Below are 22933 nucleotides of genomic sequence, written 5' to 3'. Positions count from 1 at the left end.
TTGGAGAGGATTGCCATGAGAAGACTTCCACTACGCACCGCCCTCGCCGTGGCACTGCTGGGTACAGCGTTCTGTGCTAACGCGAAAAACCTGGTGGTCTGCACCGAAGCCAGCCCTGAAGGATTCGATATCGTCCAATTCACCACCGCCGTGACAGCCGATGCCTCGGCTGAAACCATACTCAACCGCCTGGTCGACTTCGCACCCGGTACGACCGACGTCGAACCAGCTCTGGCCGAACGCTGGGACATCAGCCCGGATGGGCTTGAGTACACTTTCCACCTGCGCCCCGGCGTGAAATTTCACACCACCGATTATTTCAAACCGACCCGAACCGTGAACGCCGACGATGTGGTCTGGAGTTTTCAGCGCCAGCTGGACCCGAATCACCCGTGGCACAAACTGTCGTTGGTCGGTTACCCCTACTTTGAAAGTATGGGTTTCAAAAACCTGCTCAAAAGCGTCGAAAAAGTTGACGACCTGACCGTAAAAATCACCCTCAACCACGCCGAATCACCATTCTTGCGTGATATCGCGATGCCGTTTAACTCCATCTACTCCGCCGAATATGCCGACCAGTTGCTCAAGTCCGGTAAAACCGCTGACTTGAACAACAAGCCTATCGGCACCGGCCCGTTTATCTTCGTGCGCTACAACAAGGATGCCCAGGTACGCTTCAAGGCCAATCCGGATTACTTCCGTGGCAAGCCCCCCAGCGACAACCTGATTTTTGCCGTGACCACCGACAGCAACGTGCGCCTGCAAAAACTCAAGGCCAACGAATGCCAGATCGCGCTGTACCCCAAGCCCGATGACGTCAAAAACATCCGCAAAGACCCCAACCTCAAGGTCGATGAACTGGCAGCCCTGATGACCAGCTACATCGCCATGAACACCAGTCACAAATACCTGAGCGATGTGCGGGTGCGCAAAGCCATCGACATGGCCTTCGACAAACAAACCTACCTCAACACCGTGCACGGTGAAGGCAACGCGCTGATTGCGATCAACCCGTACCCGCCCACCATGCTTGGCTATAACACCAATATCCAAAGCCCGCCCCGAGACCTGGACAAGGCCCGGGCGCTGCTCAAGGAAGCCGGTGTACCAGAAGGCACGGTACTGACCTTCTTCACCCGTAACGGCGGCGGCCCGACCAACCCCAACCCGATGCTGGGTGCCCAGCTGCTTCAGTCCGATCTGCAGAAAATCGGACTCAAAGTGGATATTCGCGTCATGGAATGGGGCGAAATGCTCAAACGCGCCAAAAGTGGCGAGCACGATATGGTCTCGACCGGATGGGGCGGCGATAACGGCGACCCGGATAACTTCCTGACCCCACTGCTCAGCTGTGAGGCAGCCAAGAACGGCGAAAACTATTCACGCTGGTGCAATAAGGATTTCGAAGCCCTGATTACCAAGGCTCGCGGCATCACTGAACCCTCTGAACGGGCTGCACTCTATCAACAAGCACAAGTAATTTTTAATCAGGACCAACCATGGATCAACGTAACCCATCCTATGCTGTTTACTGCGATGCGCAGAAATGTTGAGGGCTATACCCTTAGCCCCCTGACCAACAATAACTTCGCCACAACCCAGGTGAAGTAGAACAATAAAAAACCCGCCAGGGTTTACCTGAACCCTGGCGGACCTGCCTAACCGGCTGATAAGGAACACCATAAGATGTTTAGTTTTATTGCCCGCCGAGTGGGGTTGTTGATACCCACCTTCTTCGGCATCACCCTTCTGACCTTTGCCTTGATTCGCATGATCCCGGGTGACCCGGTCGAAGTCATGATGGGCGAACGACGGGTCGACCCTGAAATGCACGCCCAGGCAATGGAGCGCCTGGGTCTGAACAAACCGCTGCATGAGCAGTACATTGACTACGTCACCAAGCTCGCTCACGGCGATTTGGGCGAGTCATTGCGCACCCGTGAAAGCGTATGGACCGAATTTTCCGCACTGTTCCCCGCCACTCTCGAACTGGCCACTGCTGCGCTGTTGTTAGCCGGTGTGCTCGGGCTACTGGCAGGGGTCATTGCAGCACTCAAGCGAGGCTCATTGTTTGACCACGGGGTGATGGGTATCTCCCTGGCGGGTTACTCGATGCCGATCTTCTGGTGGGGCCTGATCCTGATCATGTTCTTCTCCGTGGGTCTGGGCTGGACCCCGGTTTCCGGGCGTATCGACCTTTTGTACGACATCGAACCAAGAACCGGTTTCATGCTCATCGACACCCTGCTCAGCGACCAGCCCGAAGCCTTCTGGGATGCTCTGCACCACCTGATTCTGCCTGCCATCGTGCTGGGCACCATTCCACTGGCCGTGATTGCACGGATGACCCGCTCATCGATGCTCGAAGTACTGCGCGAGGACTACATCCGTACCGCCCGCGCCAAAGGCCTGTCGCCTGCCCGCGTAGTTTTCGTGCACGGCCTGCGCAACGCCCTGATCCCGGTACTGACCGTGGTCGGCCTGCAAGTCGGCACCCTGCTGGCCGGTGCCGTACTGACCGAGACCATCTTCTCGTGGCCCGGTATCGGCAAGTGGCTGATCGAAGCCATCGGCGCCCGGGACTATCCCGTGGTGCAAAACGGCATCCTGTTAATTGCCTGCCTGGTGATTCTGGTCAACTTCGTAGTGGACATCCTCTACGGCTTTGCCAATCCACGCATCCGTCACCAGCGCTGAGATCCTGACCATGAGCACCTCTCCAAGCACCACCGAAGTGGATCAAAGCCTGCTTTATCCATCGCCTTACAAAGAGTTCTGGCAGGCTTTCTCCCAAAACAAAGGCGCCGTCGCGGGCCTGATTTTCATGACCCTGATCGTGTTCTGCGCGATTTTTGCCCCGTGGGTTGCCCCCCACAGCCCGAGCGAGCAATACCGCGACTTTCTGCTGACCCCGCCGGTCTGGCTGGAAGGCGGCCAGTGGCAGTTTTTGCTCGGCACCGACGAACTGGGCCGTGACCTGCTGTCACGCCTGATTGAAGGCTCACGGCTGTCGCTGCTGATCGGTTTGTCATCCGTGGTGATTTCCCTGATCCCGGGCGTCATCCTCGGCCTGTTTGCCGGGTTTTTTCCGCGCCTGCTCGGCCCTGGCATCATGCGTTTGATGGATATCATGCTGGCCCTGCCGTCCCTGCTGCTGGCCGTGGCGATTGTCGCCATCCTCGGCCCTGGCCTGATCAACACCGTGATCGCCATTGCCGTGGTTTCGTTGCCGTCTTATGTACGCCTGACCCGCGCCGCCGTAATGGGCGAACTGAACCGCGACTACGTGACGGCTGCCCGTCTGGCGGGCGCCAGCTTGCCGCGCCTGATGTTCATCACCGTGCTGCCCAACTGCATGGCACCGTTGATCGTTCAGGCCACGTTGAGCTTCTCCTCGGCGATTCTCGACGCTGCTGCCCTGGGCTTCCTGGGCCTTGGCGTACAACCGCCAACCCCGGAGTGGGGCACCATGCTGGCCTCGGCCCGCGACTACATCGAACGTGCCTGGTGGGTCGTGAGCCTGCCCGGCTTGACCATTTTGCTCAGCGTGCTGGCAATCAACCTGATGGGCGACGGTCTGCGCGATGCGCTGGACCCGAAACTCAAGAACGCCGCCTGAGGAGATTCCCATGTCACTGTTAGAAATCAAGAATCTCAACGTCCGTTTTGGCGACGCCAAGGCAGTCCCAGTGGTCGACGGTCTGAGCCTGTCTGTGGATAAAGGCGAAGTTCTGGCCATTGTTGGCGAGTCGGGTTCCGGCAAATCGGTAACCATGATGGCCCTGATGGGTCTGATCGAGCACCCTGGCATCGTCACCGCCGACGCGCTGAACTTCGACGGCAAGAACATGCTGACCCTCAGCGCGCGTCAACGTCGCCAGATCGTTGGCAAAGACATGGCCATGGTCTTCCAGGACCCGATGACCGCACTGAACCCCAGCTACACCGTGGGCTTCCAGATCGAAGAAGTGCTGCGTCTGCACTTGAAAATGTCCGGCAAAGCGGCGCGCAAACGGGCCATTGAGCTGCTCGAAAAAGTCGAAATCCCGGGCGCTGCCAGCCGCATGCAAGCCTACCCGCACCAGTTGTCGGGTGGCATGAGCCAGCGTGTGGCGATTGCCATGGCGATTGCCGGCGAACCGAAGTTGCTGATCGCCGACGAACCGACCACCGCGCTGGACGTGACCATTCAGGCGCAGATCATGGACCTGCTGCTCAGCTTGCAACGCGAGCAAAACATGGGCCTGGTGCTGATCACCCACGACCTTGCCGTGGTGGCTGAAACCGCCCAGCGGGTGTGCGTGATGTATGCAGGCCAGGCGGTCGAAGTCGGCAACGTGCCGGGGTTGTTTGATGTGCCAGGGCACCCGTACAGCGAAGCCCTGCTGGCCGCGATCCCGGAACACAGCATGGGCGCCGCCCGCCTGTCCACATTGCCTGGCATCGTGCCGGGGCGTTACGACCGGCCGCAAGGCTGTCTGTTATCGCCGCGCTGCCCATATGTCCAGGAACAATGCCGCCAACAACGTCCTGCGCTGGAGCAAAAAGCTCACAGCCAGGTGCGCTGCTTCTTCCCCTTGAATCAGGAGGTGGCGTAATGACTGTTGTTCTTACTGCCCGCGACCTTACCCGTCACTACGAAGTATCCCGCGGCATGTTCAAAGGCCATGCACTGGTACGCGCACTCAATGGTGTGTCGTTTGAACTTGAAGCCGGCAAAACCCTGGCCGTGGTGGGCGAATCCGGCTGTGGTAAATCCACCCTGGCCCGCGCCCTGACCCTGATCGAAGAGCCGTCCTCAGGCTCGTTGAAAATCGCTGGGCAAGAAGTCACAGGCGCCAACAAGGCTGAGCGCAAACAACTGCGCAAAGACGTGCAGATGGTGTTCCAGAGCCCCTATGCCTCGCTCAACCCACGGCAGAAAATCGGTGATCAGCTTGCAGAACCTTTATTGATCAACACCAAGCTGAACGCCAGCGAACGTCGCGAAAAAGTTCAGGCCATGATGAAACAGGTAGGCCTGCGCCCCGAGCATTACCAGCGCTACCCACACATGTTTTCGGGCGGTCAGCGTCAGCGAATCGCCCTGGCCCGGGCCATGATGCTGCAACCCAAAGTGCTGGTGGCTGACGAGCCGACTTCCGCGCTCGACGTGTCGATTCAGGCGCAGGTGCTCAACCTGTTTATGGATTTGCAGCAAGAGTTCAATACCGCCTACGTCTTTATCTCGCACAACCTGGCGGTGGTGCGGCATGTGGCCGATACGGTACTGGTGATGTACCTGGGCCGTCCGGTAGAAATGGGGCCAAAGGAAGAGATCTACACCCGGCCGCTGCACCCATATACCCAAGCATTGCTTTCAGCCACCCCGACCATCCACCCGGACCCGAACAAGCCGAAAATCAAGATCGTTGGCGAGTTGCCCAACCCGCTTAACCCGCCATCAGGTTGCGCCTTCCACAAGCGCTGCCCGTATGCGACCGAGCTGTGCAGCACTGATGAACCGGCCTTGCGCGTGCTCGACAACCGCCAGGTGGCTTGCCATCACACGGAACAGTTTTTACAGGTTTAAACACTGACACCAGGAGGAGGCACACTCCCCCGTAGCAGCTGTCGAAGGAACGAGGCTGCGTCCGACTGCGCAGCAGTCGTAAAACCATTCAACGTGATGCTCCAGAAGCACCGCGTCTACCGGGTTTACGAGGGCTGCGCCTCGGACGCAGCCTCGCGGAGCTCGACAGCTGCTACGGGACTTATTGTCCCGCTAACTACTCACTACGTCTGACCATCGCCCTCGTCGCCATCATCGCCGTTGTCACCGCTGCCACCGCTGCCACCGCCATCGGCGCCACCGTCACCATCGGTCTGGTCATCATCCCCCGAACTGCCGCCCTGCCCCTGATCACCCGGCTCCGAGTCCGACTTGTAAATCGCATGAATCGTCGGCCCCGGCACACCTGTCGCTGAAAATCCTGCCCCGGAACTGCTCAGCGGGTTACTCGCCCAAGCCGCTGAAGCACTCACCGTCAACAACACCAGCACCTTGAGCAACAACACAATGCGTTGAAAAAGCTTCATGGGATTTCCATCCTGTGTATGGGAAATACCCTTTAAACCTAGTTCGCCACCTTCAGTTTTTCCAGAAACACGCCGGTTGCGATATACCCATTCGGACTAACTCAGTTGCTTTGGTTGATACTTTGTTGCGGATCAAGCGGGTATACGCAAATCCTTGTAACCGTTGACGAGCCGCGCGAGGCTACGTTCGACTGCGTAGCAGTCGTAAAACCATTCGGCCTTGGTGTTTCAGGGACATCGTGCTTATCGGGTTTACGACGATTGCATCGTCGGACGTAGCCTCGCGCAGCTCGTCAACGGCTACAGGCGCTTTGCTCACACTGTAGCAACAAATAACTCAGCTACTGTGAGCGCAGCGGCTGAGTTAAATAGCATTTGATTAGCCTGCTTTAAAACCAGGCTTGCCGTTGGCGGCTCGCCACTCACTAACTCTTTTAGTGATTGCTTCGGGCGTGCATTCCACATCCGACGAAGCATAATAGATGAGGTCTGTTCCCTCAGGATGCTCTGTCACATCTTCAAAATATTTTAACAGAACATCAAGACGCTCATCTGTGCCAGCGATATTTTCTCTAAATACCTCCTTCATAAATTCCAAAAATTCTGCTTCCGTATATTCTGAAAAACCACTTTTAAATCCCATTATTCTTCCCCTTATGAATATCCATATGACGTTTAGGAGTCAGAACCATCATATTTTCAATATTATAAACGTCCCCGCCTTTGGCGATTTCTTGGACATGATGAATTTCAAATGTAGATCTTTTACCCACTGCATCATCTCGCCTAGCCTTAGGCGCCTTACCCATGTTCATTCGGGCCCGGTTCGAGACTATGAATTGCTCTGACAACTCCGAGTCTTTTGCTATTTCTACCCAAAACGCCTCCCGAAATGCCCTGAAATTTCTAAACTCCTTGCCCCGCAACTGGTCTGCAATCTGCGACGGAACAGCAGCCCCCTCACCTAGCGCCGCAGCCCCCAGCCAGATACCCGTCACCGGCTGCCCCATCCCCGTTGCTACCCCTGCATCCTCGCGGGGATCCCGGAACATTACATAAATTGGAGGCAGGCCAGAACCCGCCGGAAACACTGTAATGAAGTCATCAAAGCCAGCTTCAGCAAGCCCCGGGAAAGTATCAATCCTTCCCACAACAGGCGTAACTGTCGCCCCAGTGTAGACCGGAGTCTCAGGCTGTTCAGCAGGCGAAGTAGTCGAGCTATTCCCTGGATCAACGATGGGTGTCCAGATCAAAGTCCTTGGTGGTACATCCTCTGTCGTAACGCTGTAGACATTCTGCTGAGCGTTAAAAGTTGCGGCTATTACCCTGACTTGTGACGGCACAATGACGCCATCGGCTTTGGCGACAAACACTTCTGACTGGCCATCGGCTGCTGCTTTCGAACTGATACGCACCGGCAGATCAACAGTTCCATTGGCGGCAGCAATAGCTGATAGATCGTCCTTGAGCTCAGGCGCCAGATCCGAGAGCGGCGTACTAAATGCATAGCGCTCAGGCAACTCGCCATTTGCCAGTTTGGGCGAATATACCAAGGCAGACACTCCAACCAAAAGCCCCGAAGCTGTGCCTGCCGCCAGACTGCTCAACGCTGCAATTGCCGAGCGGATAGCCGCTTGCAGAGTCACTGTCGCCGCATCAATAACCGCGGCGGTGCCCGCTGAAGTTATAAACAATGGGCCAGCTGATGCAGACCCCGGCGCACGGAACGTGTTGGCTATCCGGATAGCTGCTTGCGCTGCACCCGCCCGCTCGGCAAGACCACCAAAGGCATTGGCGGTCGCTGTCAGATACCTGGCCGATTCAGTCTTTAGCAAGGCATCGTGATAACTCAGCCATTTGCGCCCTAACTGAGTATGGGTTTGCAAGTAAACCAGCTCGTTAAGCGCTGCCAATTCAGGCTTGCTCAAGGGTGCTTTGATGCTCGGGTTGTTCGCAGGGTAGGTGATGGTAATTCCGCCCCTTTCAAGTGGCGGAGGCGCGTAAATGGGCTGAGTTTCTGCGGTTTTTGACGCGGCCAGACGCTCAAGCGTCGTCTTGTAATGGGCCAATGCTTCAGAGGCAGTATTGCCTTCCATCACCCCCGCTGCAGTGATGAGTTCTGTATAGAGGAACTCCGGTAGTTGTTGAGCGTGAATATCTCGCTCCTGGATGATGATGGCTAACCGTTGATCCTGCGCAGTGTCATTATCAGCAACCTGTACCTGTTCAATTTGCATGGCCAGTTCTGCAAGCTTACCCGCAAGAACACCAATGGAGAGCGAAAGCGCCTTAAGTTCTAACGCGGATTTATAAACAGTGTCATACAGCCGATACAAATTTATCAACGTATCAGGAGAGAGGGTATTGGAATTCAAAAGTTCGCGCATTTTCTGACGCGGCAGTACGTCCATCAAAAAGTAAGGACTCTGACCATAAAGACCATAAATATCAGGCACTATAGTGTTGTATTGAGTTATTTTTGATTCAATAAGATCCAGCGTCACGTGTTGTTCAATTGCAGCAGATTCTGCGGGTGTCATGGCCTGTGAACCTTTGGCGGCCTGTTTTCTTTCCTCCAGCTCACGCTCGGTATCGGGGACGAGCGAGTTGAATCGCGTATTGAATTCTTGATCAAGATATCCTTGGCTATGAATTTGCTCATTCATAAACTCAGCCATAATGTTTGGTTTTGCAAGATCATGAATATTGCTCGGCCCGCCTTCTCCTCTGCGCGGACCTTCATTCAAACCCCACGCATTAAATCCGCCGCCAAATTCGATTTTGGGCTGCCATTTCCCCACAACAGAGGTTGCCCCCAACTCGTATGAACCGGGGCCTAGTTTTTTGTGAGGGCCCAAGTATTTATCGACATCATTTGACATATAACTTCTCCTTTAGTCTTTAACGCTTACACCACCCTCAACAACCAACATAGATAATATTAGTACCCACTTTGACAGACGATAGAGCCAACATAGCAATTTCAGAAACATACTACACAAGCAAAAATAACCATCTTCAAATACGGAAAGAAACATCTCTTATTAATGTAAAACACCTCCTACGCACTGTTAACTTCCCCGCAGGGGGCGGAAGGCCCTGCGGTCCTTATCACAGCCTTCAGCAGCGCCTACAAAATCGCGCCCATAAAAAAAGCGAAGCCCAAAGGCTTCGCTTTTTTCTACCCAGCGTCTGAGCGCTTAGTGGTGCTCACGCGTAGCGCGGAATTTCACATCCGGCCAGCGCTCTTCCATCAACGCCAGGTTGACGCGAGTCGGAGCCAGGTAGGTCAAGTGACCACCGCCATCAATGGCCAGGTTTTCCACAGCCTTGACCTTGAACTCCTCGAGCTTTTTCTTATCGTCGCAATCAATCCAGCGCGCCGAGTACACGGTGATCGGCTCGTAGGAGCATTCCACTTTGTATTCGCCTTTCAAACGGCTCGCGACCACATCGAACTGCAGCACACCGACGGCGCCCAGGATGATGTCGTTACTGCGCTCCGGGAAGAACACCTGGGTGGCGCCCTCTTCCGCCAGTTGCTGCAAGCCCTGACGCAGTTGCTTGGATTTCAGCGGGTCACGCAGTCGTACGCGGCGGAACAGTTCCGGGGCGAAGTGCGGGATACCGGTGAAGCTCAGGCTCTCGCCTTCGGTGAAGGTGTCACCGATCTGGATGGTGCCGTGGTTGTGCAAACCGATGATGTCACCCGCGAAGGCCTCTTCGAGCTGTTCACGCTCGGAGGAGAAGAACGTCAGCGCATCGCCGATACGTACGTCTTTGCCGGTACGCGCATGGCGCATTTTCATGCCCTTCTCGTATTTGCCCGAGCAAATACGCATAAAGGCGATACGGTCGCGGTGTTTAGGGTCCATGTTCGCCTGGATTTTGAACACGAAACCACTGAATTTCTCTTCGGTCGGCTCGACCGTGCGCTCGTTGGCAACACGAGGCAACGGCTCCGGTGCCCAGTTCACGACAGCGTCGAGCACGTGATCGACACCAAAGTTGCCCAATGCAGTACCGAAGAACACCGGCGTCAGTTGGCCATCGAGGAATTCCTGCTGGTTGAATTCATGGCAAGCGCCCTGAACCAGTTCCAACTGATCGACGAAACGCTGGTACTCGTCACCCAAATGGGCGCGGGCTTCATCGGAGTCGAGCTTTTCGATGATTTTGGTTTCGGTACGTTCATGACCATGACCGGCGGTGTAGACGATGATGTAGTCGTCTGCCAGGTGGTAAACACCCTTGAAGTCACGGTAGCAACCAATCGGCCAAGTGATCGGTGCAGCCTTGATTTTCAGGACTGCTTCGATCTCGTCCAACAACTCGATCGGGTCGCGAATATCGCGGTCGAGTTTGTTGATAAAGCTGACGATAGGCGTGTCACGCAGACGGCAAACGTCCATCAGGGCGATGGTCCGTGGCTCAACACCTTTACCGCCGTCGAGCACCATCAGCGCCGAGTCGACCGCAGTCAATGTGCGGTAGGTGTCTTCCGAGAAGTCTTCGTGGCCCGGGGTGTCGAGCAGGTTGATCATGTGGTCGCGATACGGGAACTGCATGACCGACGTGGTAATCGAAATACCCCGTTGTTTCTCCATTTCCATCCAGTCGGAGGTGGCATGGCGGTCGGACTTTCGCGATTTCACCGTACCGGCGATAGCAATCGCCTTACCCATCAGCAGGAGCTTTTCGGTGATGGTGGTCTTACCCGCATCGGGGTGGGAAATAATGGCGAAAGTGCGGCGTTTCGCGACTTCGGCGGCCTGGTTGGTCATGGGAAATCGCCTGACGATTGATTCAAAAAAGGGCGCGGATTATAGCCCAAATCAGGTGCCCACGGCCACCGTTGCCACCCTTGCTCGTCGGACAAGGGTGGCAATGTGCCGTAAAAAATGTGAACCTTTTAGACAGTGGAGGCGTCCACTCTCCTGATACGACAAACCGTCAGGAGCTGAAATATCAGCAAGTTAGCCTGACGAGGCTGCGCTAATGACAGGTGATGAGAGCGATTTTCGCCACCACCCGTTGCTCTTCGCGAACTCATTGTCGGCAGCCAGGAATGGCCTTGCCACACGACGATGTGTACGCCGACTGAAAAAAAGGAGTCCGTCTGTGGCTAATCGCTATGGAAAAGGGCTTATAGGATGTGCGGTAGTTATCGCGCTTCTGGCCCTGTTGGTCCACTGGATCGGCATCAGCACTATCGAACACTATCAAGATGATTTGTTGTTCTATCTGCAAGCCCACCTGTACCTGGTACTCGCTTCAATGCTCGCGGCCCTCCTTGTAGGGATACCAGCCGGCATTTTCCTCAGCCGACCTAATATGGCCGGACGTGCGGAACGCTTCATGCAAGTCTTCAACATCGGTAACACCGTACCCCCGCTGGCGGTACTGGCCATTGCCCTGGGTTTCCTGGGAATCGGTAGCGGCCCTGCCATCTTCGCCCTGTTTCTCGCCTCGTTGCTGCCTATCGTGCGCAACACTTATGAAGGCCTGAAAAACGTCCAGGGTTCACTCAAGGAAGCTGCCGTCGGCATCGGCATGACCCCGCGCCAGGTGCTGTGGCGAGTCGAGTTGCCCAACGCCGTGCCCATCATCATGGGCGGTGTGCGAGTGGCACTGGCGATCAACGTCGGGACGGCACCGCTGGCGTTCCTGATCGGCGCCAACAGCCTGGGCAGCCTGATTTTCCCCGGCATCGCCCTTAACAATCAGCCGCAATTGATCCTCGGCGCTGCGTGTACCGCGCTGCTGGCATTGCTGCTCGACGGCCTGGTGATTCTCATCAGCCGCCGATGGTTGGAACGCGGTCTGCGACCTGTTTAAGGTCTGGCTGAGCAAAGGAATACCCATGAAAAAAATTAGCTTTTTACTAGGCTGCATCCTGCTGTGCGCAGGAATTGTCCAAGCCGCAGAAAAACCCCAGATTCGCATTGGGGCGCGGGTGTTCACCGAGCAAACACTGCTCGCGGAAATCACCTCGCAATACCTTAACAGCAAGGGTTACAACGCCAAGGTGACCGGCGGGCTCGGCAGCAGCCTGGCACGTTCGGCCCATCAATCCGGGCAACTGGACATGGTGTGGGAATACACCGGCGTATCGTTGGTGGCCTACAACCACATCACCGACAAGCTCGACAGTCAGCAATCCTACGACCGGGTCAAAGAGGTCGATGCAAAAAAAGGACTGATCTGGCTGCACCCGTCCAAGTTCAGCAATACCTACGCGCTGGCCTTGCCACAGAAAGTGGCCGAGGCGTTTCCCGACATCAACAGCATCAGCGATCTGAACAAGGCACTGCGTGACCCGCAAAACAAAAGAGCGCTGGTGGCCCTGGACACTGAGTTTGCCAACCGTTCCGATGGTTTGCTGGGCATGGTCGAGCTCTACGACATGGACCTGACCCGCCGCAATATCCGACAGATGGACGCAGGTCTGGTCTACACCGCGCTGAAAAACGGTCAGGTGTTTGCCGGGCTGGTCTACACCACGGACGGTCGCTTGAGCGCCTTCAACCTCAAGCTGCTCAACGACGACTTGCATTACTTCCCGGACTACACCGCCGCACCGGTAGTGAGCAAAACCTACCTGGACGCCCACCCGGACCTCGAAGGCCTCCTCAAGCCGCTGGCGGATCTGTTTGACGACGAAACCATGCGTCAGCTCAACGCCCGGGTCGACGTTGACCACGAAAGCCCGTCCAAAGTCGCCGCAGACTTCCTGCGCCAGCATCCACTGAACTGAATCGAGGAGAAGACATGGAATTTTTAAACGCCTTTTCCCATATGGACTGGTCGCTAGTCTTACATCTGACCTTGCAACACATCAGCCTGGTAGGCATTGCCGTGGTGCTCGCGATCCTTATCGGTGTACCGCTGGGTGTGCTGATGACGCGTTTCCCGACACTGGCCGGCCCCCTGCAAGCCAGTGCCACCGTGCTGCTGACCATTCCGTCAATCGCCCTGTTCGGTCTGCTGCTGCCGTTTTACTCCAAATTCGGTCAGGGCCTGGGCCCGATGCCAGCCATCACGGCGGTGTTCCTTTATTCACTGCTGCCCATCATGCGTAACACCTTTCTCGCCCTTACCGGCGTTGAGCCGGGTATTCGCGAAGCCGCACGCGGCATCGGTATGACCTTCGGCCAGCGCCTGCGCATGGTTGAACTGCCGATCGCGGTGCCCGTGATTCTGGCCGGTGTGCGCACCGCCGTGGTGATGAACATCGGTGTAATGACCATCGCCGCCACCATCGGTGCTGGCGGTCTGGGTGTACTTATTCTTGCTGCAATCAGCCGTAGCGACATGTCGATGCTGATCGTCGGCGCCGTGTTGGTCAGTGTTCTGGCCATCATCGCTGACCTGCTTTTGCAATGGCTGCAACGCTCGCTGACTCCAAAAGGACTGCTCAAATGATCGAACTTCAAAACCTCAGCAAAACTTTCCAAAGCAACGGCAAAGACGTAAAGGCCGTGGACTCGGTAAGCCTGACCGTCAACGAAGGCGAAATCTGCGTATTCCTCGGGCCTTCGGGCTGCGGCAAAAGCACCACGCTGAAAATGATTAACCGCCTGATCAAGCCCACCTCCGGCAAAATCCTGATCAATGGCGAAGACACTACCGACCTCGACCCGGTAACCCTGCGGCGCAATATCGGTTATGTAATCCAGCAAATTGGTCTGTTCCCCAACATGACCATCGAGGAGAACATCACCGTCGTCCCGCGCCTGCTTGGCTGGGACAAGCAAAAGTGCCATGACCGTGCTCGTGAACTGATGAGCATGATCAAGCTCGAACCCAAGCAGTACCTCAATCGCTACCCGCGTGAACTGTCGGGCGGCCAGCAACAGCGGATCGGGGTGATTCGCGCCCTCGCCGCCGATGCACCGTTGCTATTAATGGACGAACCGTTTGGCGCGGTCGACCCGATCAACCGCGAGATGATCCAGAACGAATTTTTCGAGATGCAGCGGGCGCTGAACAAGACCGTAATCATGGTCAGTCACGACATCGACGAAGCAATCAAGTTGGGTGACAAGATTGCGATCTTCCGTGGCGGCAAGCTGCTGCAGATGGATCACCCCGACACCCTGCTCGCCCACCCAGCCGACGATTTTGTCAGCAACTTCGTGGGCCAGGACAGCACGCTCAAGCGCCTGCTGCTGGTCAAGGCTGAAGACGCAGCGGACAACGCGCCGTCAGTCAGCCCTGAAACCCCGGTGGGTGAAGCGCTGGAACTGATGGACGAACTCGACCGTCGTTACGTTGTGGTCACCTGCGCCGACAACAAGGCCCTGGGCTATGTGCGTCGTCGCGACCTGCACCGCCAGACCGGTACGTGCGGCCAGTACCTGCGCGAATTCACCGCCACAGCCGCCTCCGAAGAGCATTTGCGCATCCTGCTGTCGCGCATGTATGAGTTCAACCGTTCGTGGTTGCCGGTGATGGACGCCGAGCGTGTGTTCCAGGGTGAAGTGACCCAGGAATCGATTGCCGCCTACCTGAGCTCGGGCCGCTCGCGCGGGGCCAAGACCAGTATCGTGTCGCCAGCAGATATCGCGCTGGCGTAACGGCCAACAAGCCTGGGGCAAGCCCCAATGCTGTTCACTTAAGCAAGTGGTATGACTGTGGGAGCGAGCCAGCCCGCGAAGGTCGTTAACGATAGCGCGTACGCTATTGAAACCTTCGCGAGCAGGCTCGTTCCCACAGTCGTGTTCACCTTCCACGCCCCCGCAAAAGCCCTCCGTTCGAACTCCTCAGTGTCATGACTGTCGGTTACTTATATAGCTGTCAGTGCCCCCACGACGAACGCGTACAAAAACGCGACATTTTTTGTTGATCTCAGCGCACTCACGCCCTAAAGTTCGCGCCGAACATTCATGCTGGAAACGATCCATCCGGCTCAAGTACTGACGACGAGACAGCAAGGTCCATTTACCTTATTTGCTTTCGGCGGACATGCCTTGGGAAGTAGGCGAACCAAAGTGGGGATACGGAGGATGTTCAGCTGCACCCATTTATTTTTTACGTTTGCCACAGGAGTCCCCACGCATGTCGATTCAGATCGAAGACTATTACGCGCGCGATACCTTCAACAAAATGAAGGCTTTCGCTGACACCCAGGAAACTCCGTTCGTGGTGATCGACACCGCCATGATCAGCAAGGCTTACGATGACCTGCGTGCAGGCTTCGAATTCGCCAAGGTGTACTACGCCGTCAAAGCCAACCCGGCCGTCGAAATCATCGACTTGCTGCGCGACAAGGGTTCGAACTTCGACATCGCGTCGATCTACGAACTGGACAAAGTGATGGCCCAAGGCGTTGGCCCGGATCGCATCAGCTACGGCAACACCATCAAGAAATCCAAAGACATCCGTTATTTCTACGAGAAAGGCGTGCGCCTGTTCTCCACCGACTCCGAAGCCGACCTGCGCAACATTGCCAAGGCTGCACCGGGTTCGAAAATCTACGTGCGTATTCTGACCGAAGGCTCGACCACTGCTGACTGGCCTTTGTCGCGCAAATTCGGCTGCCAGACCGACATGGCCATGGACCTGCTGATCCTGGCTCGCGACCTGGGCCTGGTGCCTTACGGCATTTCGTTCCACGTGGGCTCCCAGCAACGCGACATCAGCGTTTGGGATGCCGCGATCGCCAAGGTCAAAGTGATCTTTGAACGTTTGAAAGAAGAAGACGGCATCGTCCTCAAGCTGATCAACATGGGCGGCGGCTTCCCGGCCAACTACATTACCCGTACCAACAGCCTGGAAACTTACGCCGAAGAAATCATCCGTTTCCTCAAGGAAGACTTCGGCGACGACCTGCCAGAAATCATCCTGGAACCAGGCCGCTCGCTGATCGCCAACGCCGGTATTTTGGTCAGCGAAGTAGTACTGGTTGCGCGTAAGTCGCGCACCGCCGTTGAGCGTTGGGTATACACCGACGTGGGCAAATTCTCTGGCCTGATCGAAACCATGGACGAAGCCATCAAGTTCCCGATCTGGACTGAAAAGAAAGGTGAAATGGAAGAAGTCGTAATCGCCGGTCCAACCTGCGACAGCGCCGACATCATGTACGAAAACTACAAGTACGGCCTGCCACTGAACCTGGCCATCGGTGACCGCCTGTACTGGTTGTCGACCGGTGCCTACACCACCAGTTACAGCGCTGTTGAGTTCAATGGCTTCCCGCCGTTGAAGTCGTTCTACCTGTAAAACTGCAACGCCCTCCGGACAAGTGTTCGGGGGGCGTTATTCGTTGCTAGCGACTGATGCGCCGCAAGAAGCGCTGAAACCCGGACAGCTCTGCCGATGCTTGCAGCATCGAATGTTCATTCACTTCAGTCGTCGCACGAACCCTGGCCAAAAACACACTCAGCCCTTGGGCAACCAACCTCAGGTTTTCAACCCAGTAGGCCCGCGCCTCAACCAGTTCTGTGTGGCGGCGAATTTTTTCTGCCCGCTCCTTGAATGACCGCGCATCCGTCCTGTTCTTGTTTTGCAACACTCTCAGGTCATATAACTTTTCAGTTATTTTATTGCGTGCCACAGTCAGCGAAAACAACCGATAACCACCGTCAAAAAAGCCCAGATACTGCACCACGCGTGCAATGGCCGCTGTGACAACATCCGCCTCCACTTTGCCCACCTGGGTTGTGGTGACAAGCGTCTGTATTTGCTCGGCCGTGGGCAGCAAGTCCCGTACATGCTCCAACCATGTACGGGACTGCAACACGGCGACAGCAGCATCTAAAACCTGTTTATCTGCCCGCAACCGATCTTCTTCCACTTGCAACGTTAAAGCCTGTTGTTCCAGTTCTTCGAGCCTGACCGCGTCATAAGCCAACAAAGGATCGGAGTAGTGTTCCAGGTTTAGCCCACCCCCCTCCTCGACACGCAATACTATTTGCTCCTTGGCCGCGGTGACTGCACTTGCGATACGGCCTACCCGCTGCGCAAAAGCATCATTCAGAACTTTAAGCGCAGCGCTTTGCACTTCCACAGTCAATTCGGTGTGTGCCTGAATCGCAACCCACTGTTCGAGCAGTTCATCGAGCCCCGCATTTTCCACTTTCACATCAAGACTGCGTACGTGTTCGACAATTACACGTGCACTGTGACTCAAGCATCTGGCCGCCAGACTCAAGCGTTCCTGCAATGAGGGGATAAAATCATATTCGCGATTAACCGCCACCGCATTGAACTTTTTAAGCCCTGCAAAAACACCCGGCATATCAGGATTTTCGTAAACCATTAGTCCAATTTCCCTATTCATGATTTCAGTCCCTTTATTCAAAAGCGCTCATTGATAATTTCATTAAACGCATTGGATATCTGCACGCTGTAGTCTTTAACACGCGTCCAGGGATTTAACAGTTGGGCGAAATCAAGTTTGAATTTATGGAGTCGGGCGAGGTTATCCACACCCTCCAGCTGCTCGGCGGCTTCATCCAGATAAATGGCAATATAGCCCCACACTTGCGCCAACTGCTTGGCTCCCTGCTCGGCCACGAGCATACGACTGCGCAAATCAACAAAACGCTGCTGAGTGGCATCCAGCATAATGGCCAGTCGCTCTTGTTCCTGACTGCCTTTCCTTGCGATATCCCGCGCAGCAATCAGTTTGTTTTTTCGGGTACGAGTAGCTTCGGCTTTTACGCCAAATATCCCGCCCGTGATCGCCAAAACGATAGGCCCCATAAGTATCCCTGAATGCCCATACAACACCTGAGATTTGTAGTCTTTGATGACCTGCTCAATTTCACTGTCCAGTTCCTTGATACGCGCGATCAACGCTACCCGCTCTTTGGAGAGCCCGGCCTGCGCATAGGCCTTAAGCTTGGTGTTAACCTCGTGAATCAACTCGTCCGACAGCACTCGCTCAAACTCGGCCGCCAATGCGCCTACGGCGTAGGCCTTTTTAATATACGAGTCGGTATCTTTTTTAATCTGCAGTACGTAATCCCTGACAATCCCGACTGCCCTAAGCTCTGTTGTACTTAGAATGATTTCTTTCAACTCGGCCTCTTCCTCCTCGGTCAACTCATTCAACGTACCGGTGAGAAATCGCTCGAACTCGACTCTATTGATGATCTCAATAATGCCGTTACCCGTTGTAATAAAACTGTCAGAGAACCGGTTAAGTTGCCGACTCAGCTCTTTTGTATCACGCTCCAGTGGCGACCATGTAGCGGCGTGCTGTACAACTTGTTGATGAAACGCCTGAATGCTTGCAGGTTCCAGGCCCGGCACACTTTCCGTGTTACCCCCAACCCACTCCACGATCTTGTTGTAGTCAACCGGCAATGCCCGTGACTCGCGAACATAAGCACGAACACTGTGTATATCACTGCGCCGAATGATAAAGCCCAATTCATCTTTTGAAACAGCAGCATCACTCTTGCCGGCCAGCACCTGAATATACTGTGACGGTAAAAGTACAGCGGCCTCCAACGAAGTCATTTTTTCCAGCGATCTGGCTTCGCCAATATTCTCACTGAATGCGAAATCACTACCTTGCATATTAATTCCCTTTAAATAATTATCCTGCCCAAACAGAATTAATCTTTAAAGGACTTCAATCAACTGCAACATTGCTCTGCAACATGTAAGACAATGACAAAAGCAAAAATGAATAGTTACCGAAGTAAATACTCACTCGCTCGGACTCACTTGAAAGCCGCGTACGAGTACTACTCGCACGGCGTAATCAGGATCAGAAGTTGTTGCTCTGCAACGCATTAATCCGCGCTTGCCAAGCATCGCTGAGGGCTTGGACACGAGGCTCACGAGCCTCGAGCAGGGCTGCCCGGCTCACCCGTAAAAAATTCAGATTGCCGCCTGCAAGTGCACGCTCAAACCAGACTAACGCCTCATCGATATTACCGGACTCGGCCAACACCGAAGCATGGCTGAACTGGCCACGAAAATCACCGCCAAGGGCTGAGCGCTCGTACCAAAAACACGCCGCAGGCTTATCGCCCGGGCAATGCACGCCCGCTTCGAGGTAACGCCCCACCAGGTTCATCGACTTGGCATGGCCCGCCTGCGCCGCCACCCAGTACAACTTGAACGCCGCGTCCTGGTCTTGTGCCACACCGCGACCAGTGGCCAGCAGGTTGGCGTAATTGTAGAGCGCCCAATCCAGCCCGCCCTCTGCTGCCTGCCGATACTCCAGGCTCGCCAGAGTGCAGTCCACCGGCCCGCCCCAGCCATGCTCCCAGCAGCGGCCGAGCATGTTGCGGGCCATCAAGTGCCCACCATTGGCCGCAATCTGAAACCAGCGTTTGGCCAGTACGGGATCACGTGCAATACCCTGGCCGTCGAGCAGAATTTGCCCGAGCAAGGCCTGGCCATCGACGATGCCTTGCTTGGCCGCCAGTAAAATGGCCTGGGCCGCTTTCGCCGGGTTCTCAGCCAGCATGGCGCTCAGTTGGTCGCCATCCAGCACTTCTTCGCGGCGCAATTGAAAGCTCATGGCTACACCTCAGCCCAGCGACGCAATAGATTGTGATACGTGCCGGTGAGCTTGATCAGCGATGGATGATCGGGTACATCGCGGGTCAGTTGCTGAATCGCGCCATCCATCTCAAACAGCAAGGTGCGCTGGCTATCTTCGCGCACCAGGCTTTGGGTCCAGAAAAACGATGCGAAGCGTGCCCCACGGGTGACGGCATTAACCTTGTGCAAACTGGTGCCGGGGTACAGCACCATATCGCCAGCAGGCAACTTGACCTGCTGCACACCGTAGGTGTCCTGAATCACCAGCTCGCCGCCGTCATAGTCCTCGGGATCGCTGAAAAACAGGGTTGCCGAAAGATCGGTACGCACCCGTTCGGGGCTGCCTTTGGGTTGGCGCACGGCGTTATCAATATGAAAGTCGAAACTGCCGCCACCGGTGTAGCAGTTCACCAACGGCGGGAACACTTTGTGCGGTAACGCTGCTGACATGAACTGCGGGTTTTTCCACAGCCTGTCGATCATCGCTACGCCAATTTCCTTAGCTAACGGGTGGTCTTCGGGCAATTGCAGATTGTGCTTGGCCTTGGCCGATTGAAAGCCTGCGGTGATCTTGCCGTCAGCCCACTCTGTCTGCTCCAGCGCCTCACGAATGCGCTGCACCTCATCACGGGAAAACAAGCCGGGGATATGCAGCAACATGACGCCATACCTGATAGCAAAGGGATGGCAATGGTATTGATTCTTATTGAATGTGTAAAACCCTGTTGAGGGTCCATAGACGAACGAGTGTGAAAAAACCGTAAAGGGAATTTGTAAAGATTGTAAATTTAGCGCAAATAGTAATATCTCTCAATTGATAGCTAGAATTGTTTGCACTATATTTCGCGGCTCAAATTCTGGGGGAAGGGATCTTAAAATGTCGCGCCAACAATTAAAAATACCCGTCAGCTCACCGCGTTTGCTGGCTTCAGCCATCGGTGTCGCTATCACCGCAACGTCTGCAGCCCATATGGCTCAGGCTGCTGAAAGCACTGACAGCAAGGTACAGGGCAACAGTATTTCCCTTGGCGCGACCACTGTTACCGGTGAGGCTCAAGATCAAAAGTCGTATCAGGTCGAGAAAGCCAGCTCCCAGAAGTACACCGCACCTCTGGTCGACACCCCGCGCTCCGTCACCGTGATCCCTCAGCAGGTGCTGCAAGACACCGCAGCCACCTCGTTACAAGACGCATTGCGCACTGTTCCGGGTATCACCTTCGGCGCAGGCGAAGGCGGTAACCCACAGGGCGACCGTCCGTTTATTCGTGGTTTTGACGCTCAGGCCGATATGTACCTGGACGGCGTGCGTGACGCTGGCGGCCAGACCCGTGAAATTTTTGACATCGAGTCGATCGAAGTCAGCAAAGGCCCGAACTCCTCCTTTGGTGGTCGTGGCTCGGCAGGCGGCAGCCTGAACATGGTGAGCAAGGCCCCTAAGCTGGGTGACTTCACCAACGGTGGTTTCACCTACGGCTCCGACCAGACCCGTCGCTACACCGTGGATGTAAACCGTCAGTTCCTGGACACCGCTGCGTTCCGCCTGAACCTGATGAGCCACGAGCAGAATGTCTCGGGCCGTGATGCGGTCAACTACGACCGCTGGGGCGTTGCGCCATCGCTGACCTTCGGCCTGGGCACTGAAAACCGCCTGAACGTCAGCTACTACCACCTGGAAAGCAACGATCTGCCGGACTCGGGCATTCCGTATGGCTACAGCAACAGCTCAAAAACAGCTGTTCATGGTCACGACAAGCCAACCGATGGCGGTGACAGCAGCAACTTTTACGGTTTGAAAGACCGTGACTTCCGCAAAACCCGCGTCGACATCAGCACCATCTCGTTCGAGCATGACTTCAGCGACGCGATGACCCTGAAGAACACTTTCCGTCACGGCAACACCGGCCAGGACTACATCCTGACCCAGCCAGACGATAGCCAGCACAACGTTAACCAGTACGGCACCGTGTGGCGTCGAGCCAACACCCGTGTTTCAACTACCGAAACCACCACCAACCAGACCGATCTGTTTGGTAACTTCCAGGTCATGGGCTTCAAGAACACCTATTCCACAGGTGTCGAGTTCACCCGTGAAGAAACCCGGGCCAGCGGCTATACCGTCTCCCCGAACAGCAACCCTAACTGCACACCGGACAAAGTCGGCAACAGCGGTGGCCAGTGCACCTCGCTGTCCAACCCTAATCCGAATGACGTTTGGACCGGTACTGAAGCGCGCAACTACTACGGCACCAACACCGTTGGCGTGACCAAGGCGGCTTACGTGTTCGACACGATCGAACTTGATCCAAAATGGCTGTTGAACGCCGGTCTGCGTTATGACGCGTTCAGCACCACAGCCAACACCAACGCTGCAACCGGCCGCACCAAAGCCTCCAACGACAGCAACTTCTTCAACTGGCAGACCGGTCTGGTCTGGAAGCCGCTGGATAACGGTAGCGTTTACGTTTCCTACGCGACATCAGCTTCCCCACCAGGTGGCATTGTGGGTGAAGGCGCTGAAGGCAACGGTCTGATTGCCCAGGGCAGCAACATTACCAGCGACCTGAAGCCGGAAGAAACCGTTAACTACGAGCTGGGCACCAAGTGGGATGTGCTCCACGATCGCCTGTCGCTGACGGCTGCGATATTCCGTACCGAGAAGAAAAACACCCGCGTCCTGACTGACTCGTTCACCTACCAAAACGCCGGTGAGTCCCGCGTTGACGGTCTGGAATTGTCGGCCAGCGGCAAGATCACTGAAAAATGGCAAGTGTTTGCAGGCTACAGCTACCTGAAGAGCGAGCTGGTTGATCCAGGCCAAAAAGGCAACCGTAACGGCAGTATCAATACCACTGCCGTGTCGGACAAAGGCAACGAAATGCCAAACACCCCGAAAAACAGCTTCAGCCTGTGGACAACTTATGAAGTGATGCCAAAGCTGACCATCGGCGGCGGTGCGTTCTATGTTGACGAAGTGTACGGCGACACCGCCAACACCGTTTACGTCCCGGCCTATACCCGCTACGACGCAATGGCCAGCTACAAGCTGACCAAAAACATCGATCTACAACTGAACGTACAGAACCTGACCGACAAGACCTACTACGACAAAGCCTATGCTGCGCACTTCGCCAGCCAGGCAGCAGGCCGTACAGCCTTGTTGACCACCAGCTTCCACTTCTAATTTGAAGTTGAGCTGAACAGAGCCCCGTCCATTCAATGGCCGGGGCTTTTGTGTGTAGCCGCTGACGAGGTACGAAGTTGCGATGCGGGCCGCAGGACCGCCGACGGGGGCCGCTGCGCAACCCATCGCAGCCTCGTACCTCGTCAGCGGCTACATGTTCCGGGC

Annotated in this window: 19 protein-coding genes; 11 read left to right on the top strand and 8 right to left on the bottom strand. The window is 55.6% G+C overall.

Features of this window, described 5'->3' with window-relative positions; genetic code table 11:
• Positions 1 to 15: 15 nt before the first annotated feature.
• The 5 genes from U5A05_RS04275 to U5A05_RS04255 all read left to right on the top strand — a co-directional run bounded on the left by U5A05_RS04275 (position 16) and on the right by U5A05_RS04255 (position 5572).
• Entirely contained in the window at positions 16 to 1611 is a 1596-nt protein-coding gene (locus U5A05_RS04275; protein ID WP_261740959.1) for an ABC transporter substrate-binding protein, read from the top strand.
• Between the two features lie 75 nt (positions 1612 to 1686).
• Positions 1687 to 2697, top strand: coding sequence for an ABC transporter permease subunit (locus U5A05_RS04270; protein ID WP_261740958.1), 1011 nt, complete (start codon positions 1687 to 1689; stop codon positions 2695 to 2697).
• Between the two features lie 10 nt (positions 2698 to 2707).
• Positions 2708 to 3619 carry an ABC transporter permease subunit gene (locus U5A05_RS04265; RefSeq protein ID WP_261740957.1) on the top strand — a complete coding sequence of 304 codons (912 nt, stop codon included), beginning with the start codon at positions 2708 to 2710 and terminating at the stop codon, positions 3617 to 3619.
• 10 nt (positions 3620 to 3629) lie between these two features.
• Positions 3630 to 4598 carry an ABC transporter ATP-binding protein gene (locus U5A05_RS04260; RefSeq protein ID WP_261740956.1) on the top strand — a complete coding sequence of 323 codons (969 nt, stop codon included), beginning with the start codon at positions 3630 to 3632 and terminating at the stop codon, positions 4596 to 4598.
• Positions 4598 to 5572, top strand: a complete 975-nt coding sequence (locus U5A05_RS04255) for a peptide ABC transporter ATP-binding protein (RefSeq protein ID WP_321835833.1) — start codon at positions 4598 to 4600, stop codon at positions 5570 to 5572. Before U5A05_RS04260 ends, U5A05_RS04255 begins: the two co-directional genes overlap by 1 nt.
• Before the next feature lie 203 nt (positions 5573 to 5775).
• Here U5A05_RS04255 and U5A05_RS04250 read toward each other — a convergent pair whose 3' ends face one another.
• The 4 genes from U5A05_RS04250 to U5A05_RS04235 all read right to left on the bottom strand — a co-directional run bounded on the left by U5A05_RS04250 (position 5776) and on the right by U5A05_RS04235 (position 10862).
• The gene (locus U5A05_RS04250; protein ID WP_321835832.1) at positions 5776 to 6078 is read right to left on the bottom strand and encodes a hypothetical protein; all 303 of its coding nucleotides are present in this window, start codon (positions 6076 to 6078) and stop codon (positions 5776 to 5778) included.
• 379 nt (positions 6079 to 6457) lie between these two features.
• Entirely contained in the window at positions 6458 to 6721 is a 264-nt protein-coding gene (locus tag U5A05_RS04245; protein ID WP_321835831.1) for a bacteriocin immunity protein, read from the bottom strand.
• Positions 6711 to 8960 (bottom strand): S-type pyocin domain-containing protein, encoded by a 2250-nt coding sequence (locus U5A05_RS04240; RefSeq protein ID WP_321835830.1) that lies wholly within the window; start codon positions 8958 to 8960, stop codon positions 6711 to 6713. Before U5A05_RS04240 ends, U5A05_RS04245 begins: the two co-directional genes overlap by 11 nt.
• 318 nt (positions 8961 to 9278) lie before the next feature.
• Positions 9279 to 10862 carry a peptide chain release factor 3 gene (locus U5A05_RS04235; RefSeq protein ID WP_261740951.1) on the bottom strand — a complete coding sequence of 528 codons (1584 nt, stop codon included), beginning with the start codon at positions 10860 to 10862 and terminating at the stop codon, positions 9279 to 9281.
• Between the two features lie 337 nt (positions 10863 to 11199).
• Between U5A05_RS04235 and U5A05_RS04230 the strand changes: the two genes are divergently transcribed.
• From U5A05_RS04230 to U5A05_RS04210, 5 genes are all read left to right on the top strand, one after another.
• Complete coding sequence (locus tag U5A05_RS04230) at positions 11200 to 11916, top strand: ABC transporter permease (protein WP_048359225.1); 717 nt, start codon at positions 11200 to 11202, stop codon at positions 11914 to 11916.
• Positions 11917 to 11941: 25 nt separating this feature from the next.
• Positions 11942 to 12835 (top strand): glycine betaine ABC transporter substrate-binding protein, encoded by an 894-nt coding sequence (locus U5A05_RS04225; RefSeq protein ID WP_321835829.1) that lies wholly within the window; start codon positions 11942 to 11944, stop codon positions 12833 to 12835.
• Between the two features lie 14 nt (positions 12836 to 12849).
• Entirely contained in the window at positions 12850 to 13503 is a 654-nt protein-coding gene (locus U5A05_RS04220) for an ABC transporter permease (RefSeq protein WP_261740949.1), read from the top strand.
• Positions 13500 to 14657, top strand: a complete 1158-nt coding sequence (locus U5A05_RS04215) for an osmoprotectant ABC transporter ATP-binding protein OsmV (protein WP_261740948.1) — start codon at positions 13500 to 13502, stop codon at positions 14655 to 14657. Before U5A05_RS04220 ends, U5A05_RS04215 begins: the two co-directional genes overlap by 4 nt.
• Before the next feature lie 481 nt (positions 14658 to 15138).
• A complete protein-coding gene (locus tag U5A05_RS04210; protein WP_261740947.1) occupies positions 15139 to 16302 on the top strand; it encodes a type III PLP-dependent enzyme in 1164 nt (387 codons plus the stop codon).
• 46 nt (positions 16303 to 16348) lie between these two features.
• Here U5A05_RS04210 and U5A05_RS04205 read toward each other — a convergent pair whose 3' ends face one another.
• The 4 genes from U5A05_RS04205 to U5A05_RS04190 form a co-directional block, all read right to left on the bottom strand.
• Positions 16349 to 17362 (bottom strand): alpha-xenorhabdolysin family binary toxin subunit B, encoded by a 1014-nt coding sequence (locus tag U5A05_RS04205; protein ID WP_321835828.1) that lies wholly within the window; start codon positions 17360 to 17362, stop codon positions 16349 to 16351.
• 17 nt (positions 17363 to 17379) lie between these two features.
• Positions 17380 to 18609 carry an alpha-xenorhabdolysin family binary toxin subunit A gene (locus U5A05_RS04200; protein WP_321835827.1) on the bottom strand — a complete coding sequence of 410 codons (1230 nt, stop codon included), beginning with the start codon at positions 18607 to 18609 and terminating at the stop codon, positions 17380 to 17382.
• A 193-nt stretch (positions 18610 to 18802) separates the two neighbouring features.
• Positions 18803 to 19564: a tetratricopeptide repeat protein gene (locus tag U5A05_RS04195; RefSeq protein WP_321835826.1), complete on the bottom strand. Its 762-nt coding sequence runs from the start codon at positions 19562 to 19564 to the stop codon at positions 18803 to 18805.
• Positions 19565 to 19566: 2 nt separating this feature from the next.
• On the bottom strand, positions 19567 to 20247 hold the full coding sequence (locus U5A05_RS04190; RefSeq protein ID WP_321835825.1) for a Fe2+-dependent dioxygenase: 681 nt from the start codon (positions 20245 to 20247) through the stop codon (positions 19567 to 19569).
• Between the two features lie 217 nt (positions 20248 to 20464).
• Between U5A05_RS04190 and U5A05_RS04185 the strand changes: the two genes are divergently transcribed.
• Complete coding sequence (locus tag U5A05_RS04185) at positions 20465 to 22768, top strand: TonB-dependent receptor (RefSeq protein ID WP_321835824.1); 2304 nt, start codon at positions 20465 to 20467, stop codon at positions 22766 to 22768.
• Positions 22769 to 22933 lie beyond the last annotated feature (165 nt).

The organism is Pseudomonas kulmbachensis, from assembly GCF_963681935.1.
Taxonomy (GTDB): domain Bacteria; phylum Pseudomonadota; class Gammaproteobacteria; order Pseudomonadales; family Pseudomonadaceae; genus Aquipseudomonas; species Aquipseudomonas kulmbachensis.
This window is presented reverse-complemented; position numbering and strand designations above follow the sequence as displayed.